Origin of the sequence: Aliiglaciecola sp. M165, assembly GCF_007197995.1 — a bacterium.
Taxonomy (GTDB): Bacteria; Pseudomonadota; Gammaproteobacteria; order Enterobacterales; family Alteromonadaceae; genus Aliiglaciecola.
Window position 1 is genome coordinate 452,006 of sequence record NZ_VKKH01000001.1, and the last position, 14,268, is coordinate 466,273.

The window sequence follows — 14,268 nt, forward strand, 5'->3', positions numbered from 1 at the left end:
ATTACCTAGGAATTAACGCTGACCATGGCCTTCAATCCTATTCGCTGCACGAGTAAAACCTCAGTAGGCAGAGTACGTAGTCTAAATGAAGATGCCTTCGCGGTGCGACCAGATATTGCGCTTTGGATGGTTGCGGATGGTATGGGTGGACACAACAAAGGCAATGTCGCGAGTAATATGGCCTGTGAAGAAATTGTTAGTGCCGTGGCCAATGGCCTGTCAATTCCAGCAGCAATACAGCATTGCCACCAAAAAATTCAACTAAAAGGGTTTCGGAGCGAACGGCATCGCGGTATGGGCACAACGGTTATTTGTGTAAGTCGGGATGCAACGAAACTACAGGTTTTCTGGGTAGGTGATAGTAGAGCGTACCTATGGCACGATGAATGTCTAACACAAATCACTAAGGACCACTCTGTCGTGCAAAATATGCTTGAGCTTGGCACAATTACTAAAAGCCAAGCACGACTGCATCCCAAACGACACATCATCACCCAAAGCGTAGGCGCCGAGATGATATCAGATTTAACAATTGGTAATGTTTCCATTGATTTTGTACAACAAGACAAATTGCTAATTTGCTCTGATGGACTACATGACCAAGTCTCTGAACAAGAAATTCAAATGCTTTTTGAGCAACAGCAAAACTCTGCAGCCTTGGTCGATGAACTTGTCAATACGGCAAATGAACAAGGAGGCCATGATAATATTACCGCCATTATCCTTGAACTAGACCATACTGCTTCTATCTAACCTCAACTGATTCACACCGAATTCATTTACGATTAATGATTCAGGTCAAGGTGCCGGTACGCATAATCACTTAACTTTTACACATGTCCTGAATCACATAGAGGTTAGGGGTGAAAGACAACACGATTATCAGAATACTCAAAGTCACCATGACCATTGGAATATGCTTGATATTGTTAGGTGTGTATTTCCATCTATTCAATTCGCACATCGAAGAAATGGGCATTAAAGGTATAATTATCAGCGCTGCATGTGTGGCAATAGGAATGATCCTTTCGCTACCGACAAAAATGTTTCTAACATTCATTCTGGTCAACAGAGAAGCTGAACAAAACAAGCACTCCAACAAAAGCTAACATGCTTTAATTGCCGCCGGATAAGTGTTTAATCAAACTAGACTTGCATAATAATCGAACAACATTATACTGTATGTATAAACAGTATAATGTTGGAGGGTATCATGACTAACGAGTTACTAGATATGCAACAAAGTATTGCAAAGCAAGCTTGCGAAGCCGTTTTAATGGAACGAGAGTTGATACAAAGTCAACAAAGAGCGCGGCAAGACGAAAGCTTTAACCAATTACTTTCACGTATGGACAGATTGCGCAAAATGTCTCAACAGCGGCGAGGTAAACAAAGTTACGTTAAAAAGGTACAAACCAGCTTCATGTTTTAATCGACTTATTTTTCACAAACATGGATTAACAGGTAAGGGGATTCGCTGTAGGTTTTTGCCACATGCCAAATAATCAACTCCTGATTGTTGGTGGCAATTTATGAAATCGTTTTTTCGCATACGTATTCATTGCTTGTTTTTGTCTCCTCACTTGACCACAGAATTCGTGCTGCCTAGTTTTAGAGATTGAATCATATTTTTTGACGGATAAAGCGCCTTATGCGAAACGCTATGCCCATTTTGGCATTACTAACAATGCTTTTTGTTAACCAGGTTAATGGGGTCCAAAATACTGATTTTTTGGACGACCCTGATCACCAATTTTGGTATGACATCAACACACTACCTACGATTCGTCTTTCGTTCTCGCAGTCACAATGGGACCTTCTACTCACATCGTCCAGGGATGATCGCGAGGAAGTTAGTGGTGACTTCATATTCATTAAAGAAGGAACCGAATACCCACTTAGTAATATAGGTATTAAGCTAAGCGGCAATACTAGCTTTGTCTTACCAGAGACTAATCAAGATCCTTATACACAAGCAAATTTCACACTCGATTTCGACGAGTTTGTTGATGACCAAGCGCTGCGTGGTATCGCTGCAATGAAGCTAAAAAGGTTCAAAGACGACAGCACATTTGTTCACGAACCCCTTAGCAATCAGATCATGCACAATTTTGGCATTTGGACTGCCCACTCATCAACTTACACTCGTGTTGAAATTAAAGTTGGCAGCAACGACTTTCAGTATTTTGGTATGTATCGAATGAACGAGAGTGTGAATCGCCATGAGTATATCGACAAACGATTCGGCGAAAATAATGACGGCGGATTTTTGTGGCAAGGTAACCACAAAGCTTGGGGAATTGCCCATTTTTCCAGAATCGAACAAGATTGGGGCGGCATAGGAGATTTTGATCAAGCTTCCTTTGAGTACAAAGGAAAAGGCAGCAAGTTTGAAGAAGGGAAAGCACAGCTAGTTGAACTGGCAACAAACTTTACGCAATTGGAAGGAGCTGACTTTTACGAATACGCTGAACAACACATTAATGTGCCTCTACTTATGAAAGGCTTAGCTGCCGAGGCAGTGTTGGGCCATTGGGATGGTTTTTGGGGCAACGGCAACAATTTTATGTTCTATATAGACGAACAGGCTGTGTTACATTTTATTCCATTTGATACTGACAATACCCTAGGAACTTCATTGTTTGTCGATGATGTCGGTGAGCGAGATCCCTTTATCTTTGGCCGGCTTGCCACCACACCATCGCTAGTGACGAAGTTGATGGCAATCGACGAATACAAAAAGCTATTTAAAACCTACATTAAACAACTTGTTAATGAAGATAACCTGATGGTTCAAGCCTACAGTGTAGCGTGGATCAATGATGCTCACCGATTAATTGAAGATCATCTCGTTAATGTCACCGGCGACAATCAGCAAATCATTGATGAGCCTGCGGATTGGGCCAACCAAAGTAGTTATCGGTTGTTCGAGCTTACAACAGGTAAGAACTGGTATAGCACACGAAAATCTGCAGTTTTGGGCAGTTTTAAAGCGCCAATGGCTGATGCTGGAGAGAACTTAACCATTGAAGTAGGTCAAACTGTAACATTCGATGCGTCAGCTTCAACAGATGAAGATGGATCCATTGTTGATTACCAATGGTCTAATGATTTAAGCGGGATAAGTCCATCTTTTATATTTGATAGCGCTGGGACCTTTGTTGTTTCGCTCACTGTCACTGATGATGATGAAAATACAGATACAGACGAAATCACAATTACTGTTCGGGAGAGGCCTGCCGTTCCCTCCCCTTCTGCACCGGCTGTGGACAGTAGTGGCGGAAGCAGCCATCCAATAATTCTTTTACTACTAATCATTCTCTCAACCAGTAGGATTTACGGCAAAACGATTTTAAATTGTGAATCAAAATAGAATACTGGTTGAACACTCCATTTTACTGCTCATAGAGACATTTTTTGGTATTAATTTCATACCGATTTGATATTTAGACAGTAAATTGTTGTTCACAATCAATATCTCGCTATAATTTGATGCCTATACCTTACAATTTGAATTAGAAGCTGTTGGAGAACATTGTGAAATTAAAAGCGTTGCTAAGCGTGTTTGTTGGAAGCCTAGTTATGTTTGCCGTGCAAGCTCAAGACATGTCTAACGAAGACATATCCAAACGAATTAAACCTGTTGGATCTGTCCATATTGCTGGAGCACAAGCTGAATCAGCGGCTGCGGCGGGTCCACGTTCTGGCGAAGATATTTACAATGTGTCTTGCGCAGCATGCCACAGTGTAGGTGTGTTAGGCGCTCCTAAATTTCAGGTTGCTGCAGATTGGAATCCTCGAATTGAAGAAAAAGGGTTTGACACAGTTTGGCAAAATGCAATTGACGGCATCGGTGGTATGCCACCAAAAGGTACTTGTGGTAGTTGTTCAGACGACGATATTAAAGCAGCCATCGAACATATGATTGAAGGCATCTAAAAAGATGAAGGGATTTTGTGGTCTCATTACAAAACCCCTTCATTTGGATACGACTTTTTGAGCGAAAACATCAGTACAGGCCAGCTTTCCGTTGAGGAGTTGAGGGAGCTCATACCTCAGCTACAACAGCTCACGGAAAAATATAAACGGTCAGAACAAATCCAAAAAGCTCTGTTTGATATTTCAGAGTTGGCTGGCTCAATTAGTGAACTTTCACGCCTGTATATTGCTATCCACGAAATTGTCGGCGAATTCATGAACGCGAGAAACTTTTACGTCGCGCTCTATGAAAAAGACGATGAGTTTGTCAAATTTCCCTACCATGTTGATGAATTTGACCAGGAAGTTCTAGGTCAAATACCGGCTAGTGAGTTGATGGATGGCATTACTGGGTATATTCTTCGCAGTGGCAAACACCTGGTATTGACCGAAGAAAACTTTCTTCAAAAATCAAAAGAATTAAAATTCAAAACCTTTGGCAAGGTCCCTGTCGATCTTATTGGCGTTCCGCTAAAAAGAGGAAGTCGAGTCATTGGTACAATGGTGGTTCAAAGCTACGATAAGTCAGTGCGTTATGGTGAAGATGACCTGGACCTTTTGTTGTTTGTTTCACAGCATATCGTTAATGCACTTGATCGGGTTACAAGCCGTGAATTGACCGAGCAAACCATTCGCGAACGCACAAAGCAGCTACGCGATATTAACGATGAATTACAAGACGAAATACTTGAACGGCAAAAAATCGAATCTTTGCAACAAGCGTTGTTTGAAATTTCAGAAATTGCTGCATCCATTGAAGGCGAAATGCCCGATTTTTATGCAAGCCTCCACGATATTCTCGCTAGACTACTCAGTGCACCAAACTGCTATGTTGCAGTGTTAAACGACAAACGAGACCATTTAGAATTCCCCTATTACAGCGATGAAATCGAGAGCACTATTGAGTCTAGGGAATTAGGCCATGGCCTCACAGAGTACGTTCTGCGCACTGGAAAAGCAGAGTTGATAGACTCTTCTCGGGTCGGTTTTTTGGCTGAACAAAATGAACTTGATGAAGCGACTTCTGAGCATATGATCAAGCACTCGAACTCTTGGATTGGGTCGCCACTTATTGTGGAAGGGGAAATTTCAGGGATCATTGCCGTTCAGACGTACGGGGATGACACCAAATATACGTTTAAGGACTTGGAACTTCTCAAATTTGTTTCTCACCATATCGCTGTCGCTATCGAACGCAAGCGAGCTGCAGAGTCAATTCAGAAATACAATCTACAATTAAGTCAGAAAGTCAGAGAGCGCACAGACGAGCTGCACAAAACCAATCTCTATCTGAAAAAACAAATTGAAGAGCGTAAAGAAATAGAGCTGAAGCTGATCCATGATGCACACCACGACTCGTTAACCAACCTGCCAAATCGCGCAATGTTTAACAGCCGTTTAGAACTAGCCGTTGCGAACAAAAATCGCTACCCAGAGCACAATTTTGCTGTGCTTTTTATTGATCTGGATAGATTCAAACAAATTAATGACAGCCTTGGGCATCATGCAGGTGATATGTTTCTCGTTGAGGTTGCAGCACGCATTGGTAAATGTATACGCGCGCATGATTTACTTGCACGTTTAGGCGGAGATGAATTTGTTATTTTGTTAGACAGCTTTGACGATTTTGCTGATGTTGAAGAAGTCGCGAATCGAATCATTCAATCTTTGTCTGCACCATTCGAACTTGAAGGCAAAGAAATGTACTCCGGTGCGAGTATTGGGATTGCAAGCCTTGAAGTTGGTTACCAATCCGCAGATGAATTGATCCGCGATGCTGATGCCGCCATGTATCAAGCCAAAGCACATGGGAGAGGCAGATTTGTCCTTTTCGATACCAGCATGCGACAAAAACTCCTAGAAGAATTAGAGTTAGAAAACGAGTTTCGTAAAACGTTACGAGCAGGAAACTTTGATTGTCACGTCCAATCGGTTATTGACCTCACCCAAAACAGTTACTTGTATCATGAATTCTATGTGCGCTGGGTACACCCAACGTTAGGCAAGATTAAACGCGAACAATTTTGGAAGGTGGCCCAAAACAGTGGTTTAACTCGTGAAGTAGACAACTTCATGATTGATCAGGCACTTCGCGTTCTGCAACATTGGCAAAAAATCAAAGGTGGTGAGACAGATCAAAAGATTGCCATTAATCTGTCCATTAATCACCTTAGTCAGAGTCGGTTTGTTAACCACCTTATTGAGCGAATCAAAGAAGCAAATGTTAAACCTTCTAACCTGGTTTTTGAATTTGATGAAAATGAATTAAATCGCCGCGATCAATTTATGCTGCCGGCAATCAAGAAACTTAAGCGCTCAGGTGTCATTCTGGTATTAGATAATTTTGGTAGTGGCTTGGCATCCTTGAGTTATCTTTATTCCTACCCTTTTGATTACGTCAAAATTGATCATAGATTTGTTAAGTCTATCACCCGCTCAAAACGAAATTACAGTTTGATCCAATCAGTACTGGCGATTTCAGGTCAACTTGACTTTAAACTCATCGCTGAGGGGATTGAAACCAAAGAACAATTCGATGCATTAGCAGATTCTGGGTGTTGCCTTGGTCAAGGGATCTTTTTGGAACCAGCGATGGATATGCAGTCAATTCTGGACAAGCAATCAATTCCCACCAGAGAGAATGTTTCTTAAGTTAGCAACACCGATTTGTCCTTTTTGTTGCCGAACTTCTGCGCTATCTTTCTTTTTTTTGTGTTCCCAAACAATATCATCTTGAGGCAATTCATATAGAAATCGACTGGGTTCGGGTTGTATGACTTCACCGTACTGACGACGTTCTTTGCTGAGAGTAAAAAACAATTCTTGTTGAGCACGGGTTATCCCAACATAAGTGAGACGCCGCTCTTCTTCTATGTTGTTTTCATCAATACTACTTTGGTGAGGTAATAAACCTTCCTCCATACCCACCATAAACACATAGGGAAACTCCAAGCCTTTTGAGGCATGCAACGTCATCAACTGAACCTGGTCTGCATCCTCATCCTCTTCGCCTCGCTCCATCATGTCGCGCAGGATAAGTCGGTTAACGACTTCTTGTAAGGTCATCGGTGTATCAAGCTCATTCCCTTCAAGCATGTCGCTGACCCAACCAAATAGCGTACTAATATTTGCCATCGCCATTTCAGCGGCTTTGGGGCTTGGGCTGGTTTCGTATAACCACTCTTCATATTGAATGGTTTTAATCATTTCCCTGATTGCAGAAATACCATCACCTCTGTTTGCATTATCTGATAACTCAACCACCCAGCGAGTAAACTGCTGGATATTGTGCAAAGCTTTTCCAGAGAGCACACTATGAAGTTGATCATGACATGCTGCTTCGAAAATAGAACAACCCAGCTGATTAGCGAAGCTTCCTAGCTTTTCTAATGTCACGCGACCAATGCCACGCGTCGGCGTATTGATGACACGCAATAAGGCGTTGTCATCATCCTGATTTACCAGTAGCCGTAGATAAGCCATGATATCTTTTACTTCTGTCCTACCAAAAAACGACATCCCACCACTTATTTTGTATGGAATGCGGTTGCTCATCAGTAACTTTTCGAATAGTCGAGATTGGTGGTTACCACGATACAAGACTGCATAGTCTTTAAAATGCGTTCCTTTCATAAATTTATGTGCTAAAAGCTCCGCAACCACGCGCTCCGCCTCGTGATCCTCGTTCTTTGCAATAATAACTCTTAATGGCTCTCCGTAACCTAATTCGGAAAATAACTTCTTTTCAAATACATGAGGATTGTTCTGAATCAGAATATTCGCACTGTGCAAAATCCGCCCTGAAGAACGATAATTCTGCTCCAACTTTATCAATCTCAGTTTAGGGAAATCTTTGTTGAGCAAAGCTAGGTTTTGTGGCTTGGCACCGCGCCAGGAGTAAATAGACTGATCATCATCGCCCACCACGGTAAATCGGGCTCGTTCACCCACTAAAAGCCGCACTAATTCATATTGGCTAGTATTGGTGTCTTGGTACTCGTCCACCAGCAAATACTTAATTTTGTTTTGCCATTTTTGTCTAACCTGCTCATTTGATTTGAGCAGTAGAGTCGGGATTAAAATTAGATCATCAAAATCTAAGGCATTGTAAGCACGCAAATGTGTTTGGTATTCCAAATACACTTTCGCAAATTCAACCTCACCGGGTGAAAGTGCTTGTTTCTGAAGTTGCTCGGGTAAAATTAAGTCGTTTTTCCAGTTTGATATACACGATTGCAACAAGAACAATTGTTCTTTATCGCCATCCAAGGTTTCTTGAGTCAAATCTTTTAGAAGTGCAAAGGTATCTTTGTCATCAAAGAGCGAAAAACCCGGTTTAATACCAATACTTCGATATTCCGACTTAATGATTGATAAGCCCATGGTATGAAACGTAGACACTTTGAGCCCTCTGGCCTCTTTTTTACCAAGAGTTTGGCCGACTCGTTCTTTCATTTCTCGCGCTGCTTTATTGGTAAAGGTGACCGCAGCTATCTGTCTTGCAGGTAACCCGCATTCCCTGACGAGGTAGGCAATTTTATTAGTAATTACGCGAGTTTTCCCACTGCCAGCGCCAGCGAGTACTAAACAAGGTCCAGAAATGTATTTTACGGCCTGCTCTTGGCCATCATTGAGTTTCATTTTTTGCACGTCTACAAGAGGGCCGCAAATTGTAAGAAATAATCCACCCAATTACTATGCTCTTTGCGCTACAATTGTCGAACAAACACAAACTGATCTACCCCATCAAAGAGTTAAAATAATGCTGGATCCTAAAAAACTAGAAGAAATTGCCAAACAAATATCTGAAGCCGTGCCTCCAGGCGTGAAAACCATGGCTGAAGGTGCAGAGAACAAAATCAAACAGGTCTTACAGTCTCAACTAAGCAAATTAGATTTTGTCAGCAGAGAAGAGTTTGATGTGCAAAGTCAGGTATTGATCCGCACACGAGAGAAACTGGAAGCACTAGAAGCTCGATTGACAGAGCTAGAGAAGATTGATCAAAGTACTGAAAAATAATTTCCAATAAATATAATTTTATACCGATAAGGCCTGAGAGCTGGCAATTAGACGATTTCGTTTCCTGCGAAGATCCCTATTTTTTAGTGCCGTTTTTTCGCGTCACTCCTTGAGATTAATCACCTTTTTGGACCGTTGATAATTCATCTTGTAGGGTTTTCACTACATGTGAAAGACCGTCTGCTGATTGATCAGTTTCTACAGCACCAAGACGCGTCGACTCAGAAATAAGGGCTATTTCTTCCACTTTAGACGCGACAGTTCTAGTAACGTTAGATTGCTGAGTGGCCAACTCAGATATCTCAACATTGCCCAGTTTTATATTCTCAACGACCTGGCTAATTTGCTCCAAAGCCGAGCCCACGACACTAGCTTCTTGCACACTCAAGTTCATTTGCTCACGGCTTTGTTCCATGCTTTCACGGGTATCCTGTGTTGCTTGCTGTAGCTTACTGATAATTTCATGGATTTGATTCGTTTGCGCCTGAGTTCTTTGTGCCAAGGTCCTTACTTCATCAGCGACGACTGCAAATCCTCGACCTTGCTCTCCTGCTCGCGCTGCTTCAATGGCAGCATTGAGTGCAAGTAAGTTAGTTTGTTCAGCGATTTCGTTGATTGCACTTGATACCTGACCAATATCTTTGCTGTCTTCTACCAGACGGTTTAGAGCTTCTTGCGAGCGGCTTGATTCGTTTTGCATGTCTTTCATCACTGTCTGCAAACCATTGACCAGTGTAAGGCCTTGTTGAGCCTCTTTTACCGCGTTGATTGCTGACTCGGAGGCTCTTTCAGACAATTCGTCCACATCTGAAGCCACTTGAGTCAAGGTCGACATTGAGCCAGAGATAGAATCAGTCCCAGATTTTTGCTTCTGTACGCCATCAATGGTTCGTTCAGTTACTGATTTTAAATTTAGCGAAGATTCACTTAGTGTTCGAATTGCTTCACTCAACCTGAAAACCAGATTTTCGAAGTTTTCTGCCATGTGATTCATATCATTCGCTATGTCGCGCATTTCGTCACGACCTTCAACACTTACGCGGGTTGAGAGTTTACCTTCGGCTATGCAATGCACGCCCATAACAACCCGTTTGATATTTTCAATCACAGATTGGTACATACCCGTAAAGAGATAGGCTGCAAGCAACACAGCAATAAGTGAGATCGTAAATATAATCCGATTTTTAAACACCGCGCTATCGATTCTTTGGGCTAACTGCTCCGCCAAAACTGGCTCTAAGGAGGATTCAAACTCATAGAGTTTTTGGTTGGTATTTAAACTTACACGATTCAACTCGTCTCTTTGAATTTCAAAGCTATCTGGGTCTAGTATCCGTTCCTGGATCATCGATTTGTATGCTTCAAGTTCTGACTTGAGACTTTTCCATCGATTTGCCAACTGCGCGGCTATCTGTCTATTAGATTCAAGGCTAACGGCTAAAGATTCATCGACATTCATGATCATCAAAGATAACTTCTGGTTAGCGTTGGATAAATCGATGTACGTATCTGGAGTAAAACTGCCGCTGTCCAGAACAACTCGCGCTAAGTCAGCAGTTTTGGCAACCTGCGCCTGTGCTTGCGGTAAAGTTTCAACCAAAGTTGTTACCAAATAGCTGGTCGCTAGCTCTAAATCTAATTCGAGGTTGCTGTAGTCAGCAATAGACTGATTCAATGCAATGAGCGCACTAAAAGACGTGTTCCTGTCTTGCTGCGTCAGCGACTGTTGATAACGATTCAATCTGCTTGAAACAGGTTGCGCATCAAGTTCACTAAGTTGTTGTGTGATACTGGAAAGCCCACTGGAAAAATTGCTGCTGCCATTTATTAGTGCCTCAGCGAGCTTGCGCTGTTCAACACTTATTTGATTTACAAGCTCAAGACCTTCAAGCTCTTTTTCGGTAAAGCGGATTTCTTCGCTATATTCGAATTGCAATAGCGCTAAGCTCAGCACAAGGGGAACAATAAAGATGATACTAATGAGGATAAATTTAACGGAGTAATTAAATTGGGCCATTAATCGTTTAGCAGGGGCACACAAACTTACAAGCATTTCACCCATATTAAATTTACCTTGTCATGTTCAGATCAAATAGTGGCAAACTAATCCTATGGTGATTACCATGCCTACATAGTGATTGTTCAAAAACGATTTAAAACATTTTGTTTTATCGCGCTCATGAATTAAAAATTGTTGATAGCCAAATAATATTGCACTGACTACCAAAGAAACATAAAACGGCCAAGACAACATCATGACTTTTGCTATTAAAAACAATAGCCCCAAGGTCACCAATTGCAAGAATCCAATGATTAACTTGTCCATTGGACCGAACAAAATGGCCGTTGATTTCACACCAATGCGTAAATCGTCATCTCGGTCTACCATTGCGTACTGAGTATCATAGGCCACAGTCCACAATAAATTAGCGCTATACAACACCCATGCTATCCACGGAACTTCTCCAGACACTGCCATAAACGCCATTGGTATTGACCAACTAAACGCCGCTCCCAGGACCACTTGTGGAAAATGTGTGTAGCGCTTCATAAAGGGATAGACCGTCGCCAATAATAAAGCGCCAAACGACAAAATTATGGTCTGCACATTTAACGTGAGCACTAACAGCAAGGCGATGATTAGCAAGCCAACAAACAAGCCAAGGGCTTCTCGCTCGCTTACCTCACCAGACACTATGGGTCTTGCTTTAGTGCGCTCAACTGAACCGTCTACATGGCGATCAGCATAGTCATTGATGACACAGCCCGCGCTGCGCATCACTATCACACCCAACACAAATACAACCAATACATCTAACGGCGGTTGAGCTTGGGATACTATGACAAGCGCCCAAAGTGTTGGCCATAATAACAAATAGATACCAATGGGTTTATCGGCACGCATGAGCCTAATGTAAGCGGAAATTTTTGAGCGAGACATCTATTCTCCGTTTAATTGTCGATACGCCGGACATCGAGGAAGGAATATTTCAGCAACCATAAGTTGTAATCGATTGAATTGAAATACCGAACGTCTACCCCAAAGTTGAAAGCGCGGATCGACATGAATATGAGTTTGGAAAGGATCTCCAGCGTCAATTTTAAGCAATTGAAAGGGCTGTCGAACAAACCTTTCGTCATTAAAAATAATTTGTCCTAACGGCCGCCTACCCAAGTTAGCCAAATCCATATCGCACAAAGCCTGCGGCAAAACTGAGCGTGCAAACACCCAAGGCTGACCATTGCCCGACAAAATGACTTCACGAATCTGAAATCGCCCATCACCAGACAAAGAAAGTTGTTTCATCTCCTCAACTTCTGGCTGCATTTGCCGTTGACCTATAAGAGTGAGGTCAAATCTCATACATTGAGATTGCAGCCGTTCCGTTAACGAACCGGTATCGAGTAACCAATTTTTAAGTAGAGGATCGGGAACAGAAACTCTATCTGCGGGGTTCCATGAATTGGGAACATCGACAGGAAATGAGATGTGCGTGGGCGAAGAAACCTTATTATTCAATTTCACAGCTGGGTATGGTTAGTTATGCTTTATCATATCAACAGCAAAGGATAGACTAAAGATACTAGACTAAAGTTGTGTTCAAATAATTAAGCTCTTAGTCAATAATTGCTAAACTTGACGACGAATAATCAAATAAGGTGTGCAGAGAACAAACTATGAGGCGAATTTTTTCGACAGTTACAATTTTGTTTGTCTTGAGCTTCAGTGCGAATGTCGTTCAGGCGCAAAATAATTTTGCCTATTATGGTTTGGAGCCAGACATCGTAACCAACTTTTTAGGTCCAAACGCGAACAATTTGGGCTTTGTGCGCACGACTATGGAGCTAATGCTAGAAGACGTTGAGTATATCGAAGCAATAGAGCACCACTCTCCCCTTCTCAGAGCTACCATTATCGATATTATCGGTCGCCAACCTAAAGACAAGGTAAAGTCGCTGACGGGCCGAGAAGATATTCGCCGTATGAGTCTAGAAAGGATCCGTGAGCTGATGCAACAAGAAACCGGTAATCCTATGATCAAAGATTTGATCATCACCAAGTTTATTGTTCAGGGCGGCTAGCGTTTTTGTTTCCGATTTGAACAAACAGCCAAGCAAGAATACAACCTATCACCAAGCCAATGGTATGCGCTGTGTTAGCCACAGACACCCACAACCAGTCTAAATAGCCTAACACTAACCAAACTAACGAAAAGCCGATAATAAAATTGGGTAGGCTGAGCCCCCAAGACGGACGCAACCAGCCGCACCACCAAACAAAACCGATGATCCCGTAAACCACACCAGACAAGCCGCCAAAGTTTGGTCCGGACATCACTAATTGCGCAAGATTGGATAAAATAGCGGTGCTTAGCAGGATTAACAATAAAGAAACGCTGCCAAATTTGCGCTCAATTTGCGCCCCTAAACTGCCCCACCACATTAAGTTAAATATAATGTGTAGTTCAGAAAAATGCATAAACGCTGGGGACACCAAGCGCCACCATTGTCCACTTTCCACTAACTGAGGCAAAGTCTGAATTCTAAAGTTATTTAACACCCAGGAAAAACCACCCATAACCGATAACAAATATACGGCTATGCATAAGAGTAATATGGACCAGGTAAGTGGCGCAGAGAATAATGATTCTTTTAAATTAAAGCGTCCTAGCCCTGGCAATTGACTTGTTAATTTGACAGGTTGTTCATTTTGCCAGGCCGCCGACTGATATTTTGGATCATTGGGTCTGTCCAAAAATTCCTTGGTAATTTGATGTGCTTGATGAATATCTTTTGGATCAGACAGTACGATCTTGTGGGGGAATGGGGGTTGCCCATTTACATATTGTGCGTTGATATTTTGATTGTTGAGATAAGCGGTTAAAACCCGAGCCGCATTTTCCTGTTCAAACCCTACAAGTTCACCGGTTTCATTCATTGATTATGATTCGTTACTTGAGACATAAGGTTTTGATTGTCGCCACGCTTCAAACCCGCCATCCATGCTATACACTTGCTCAAAGCCTTGATGAATAAGAAATTGTGCAGCTTGCTGACTACTGATTCCGTGATAACAGCAAACAATCACAGGCATTTCAAAATCGGTCTCATTCATGAAATTGTGCAAAGTACCATTGGTTAAATGAACAGAACCTTCTATGTGGCCCGCCTCAAACGTCTGCTCGTCGCGAATATCAACCAACTTTGCTTTGTCTTGACTTAACAACTCAAATGTCTGATCAACCGATATATGTTCAAACTGTTCCAAC

General features: G+C 42.1%; 14 protein-coding genes. 8 read left to right on the plus strand and 6 right to left on the minus strand.

Annotated features, from left to right (window positions below; all coding sequences use genetic code 11):
• Positions 1–24: 24 nt before the first annotated feature.
• From FM019_RS01955 to FM019_RS01980, 6 genes are all read left to right on the plus strand, one after another.
• Complete coding sequence (locus tag FM019_RS01955) at positions 25–753, plus strand: protein phosphatase 2C domain-containing protein (RefSeq protein ID WP_143834202.1); 729 nt, start codon at positions 25–27, stop codon at positions 751–753.
• 110 nt (positions 754–863) lie between these two features.
• Entirely contained in the window at positions 864–1,109 is a 246-nt protein-coding gene (locus FM019_RS01960) for a hypothetical protein (protein ID WP_143834203.1), read from the plus strand.
• A 104-nt stretch (positions 1,110–1,213) separates the two neighbouring features.
• Positions 1,214–1,432, plus strand: a complete 219-nt coding sequence (locus tag FM019_RS01965; protein ID WP_143834204.1) for a hypothetical protein — start codon at positions 1,214–1,216, stop codon at positions 1,430–1,432.
• Positions 1,433–1,651: 219 nt separating this feature from the next.
• A complete protein-coding gene (locus FM019_RS01970; RefSeq protein WP_143834205.1) occupies positions 1,652–3,373 on the plus strand; it encodes a CotH kinase family protein in 1,722 nt (573 codons plus the stop codon).
• A 164-nt stretch (positions 3,374–3,537) separates the two neighbouring features.
• On the plus strand, positions 3,538–3,939 hold the full coding sequence (locus tag FM019_RS01975; RefSeq protein WP_143834206.1) for a cytochrome c5 family protein: 402 nt from the start codon (positions 3,538–3,540) through the stop codon (positions 3,937–3,939).
• Between the two features lie 57 nt (positions 3,940–3,996).
• On the plus strand, positions 3,997–6,630 hold the full coding sequence (locus tag FM019_RS01980) for an EAL domain-containing protein (protein ID WP_143834207.1): 2,634 nt from the start codon (positions 3,997–3,999) through the stop codon (positions 6,628–6,630).
• Here the strand turns inward: FM019_RS01980 and rep are convergent.
• Positions 6,601–8,619, minus strand: a complete 2,019-nt coding sequence (gene rep, locus FM019_RS01985) for a DNA helicase Rep (RefSeq protein ID WP_143834208.1) — start codon at positions 8,617–8,619, stop codon at positions 6,601–6,603. The two genes, FM019_RS01980 and rep, sit on opposite strands and share 30 nt — an antisense overlap.
• Before the next feature lie 121 nt (positions 8,620–8,740).
• Between rep and ubiK the strand changes: the two genes are divergently transcribed.
• Positions 8,741–8,998, plus strand: coding sequence for a ubiquinone biosynthesis accessory factor UbiK (gene ubiK, locus FM019_RS01990; protein ID WP_143834209.1), 258 nt, complete (start codon positions 8,741–8,743; stop codon positions 8,996–8,998).
• Positions 8,999–9,113: 115 nt separating this feature from the next.
• On the opposite strand, the gene FM019_RS01995 is transcribed toward ubiK, so the two are convergent.
• Genes FM019_RS01995 through FM019_RS02005 form a run of 3 tightly spaced genes read right to left on the minus strand, consistent with a single transcriptional unit; the run spans position 9,114 to position 12,518 of the window.
• Entirely contained in the window at positions 9,114–11,060 is a 1,947-nt protein-coding gene (locus FM019_RS01995) for a methyl-accepting chemotaxis protein (protein WP_143834210.1), read from the minus strand.
• A 21-nt stretch (positions 11,061–11,081) separates the two neighbouring features.
• A complete protein-coding gene (ubiA, locus tag FM019_RS02000) occupies positions 11,082–11,939 on the minus strand; it encodes a 4-hydroxybenzoate octaprenyltransferase (RefSeq protein WP_143834211.1) in 858 nt (285 codons plus the stop codon).
• Positions 11,940–12,518, minus strand: coding sequence for a chorismate lyase (locus FM019_RS02005; protein ID WP_260681496.1), 579 nt, complete (start codon positions 12,516–12,518; stop codon positions 11,940–11,942).
• Positions 12,519–12,676: 158 nt separating this feature from the next.
• Between FM019_RS02005 and FM019_RS02010 the strand changes: the two genes are divergently transcribed.
• Positions 12,677–13,081: a flagellar basal body-associated protein FliL gene (locus FM019_RS02010; RefSeq protein ID WP_143834212.1), complete on the plus strand. Its 405-nt coding sequence runs from the start codon at positions 12,677–12,679 to the stop codon at positions 13,079–13,081.
• On the opposite strand, the gene glpG is transcribed toward FM019_RS02010, so the two are convergent.
• Together glpG and glpE are read right to left on the minus strand one after the other, a co-directional pair.
• Complete coding sequence (gene glpG / locus FM019_RS02015; protein WP_143834213.1) at positions 13,062–13,937, minus strand: rhomboid family intramembrane serine protease GlpG; 876 nt, start codon at positions 13,935–13,937, stop codon at positions 13,062–13,064. The two genes, FM019_RS02010 and glpG, sit on opposite strands and share 20 nt — an antisense overlap.
• A 3-nt stretch (positions 13,938–13,940) precedes the next feature.
• Complete coding sequence (glpE, locus tag FM019_RS02020) at positions 13,941–14,267, minus strand: thiosulfate sulfurtransferase GlpE (RefSeq protein ID WP_143834214.1); 327 nt, start codon at positions 14,265–14,267, stop codon at positions 13,941–13,943.
• Position 14,268 lies beyond the last annotated feature (1 nt).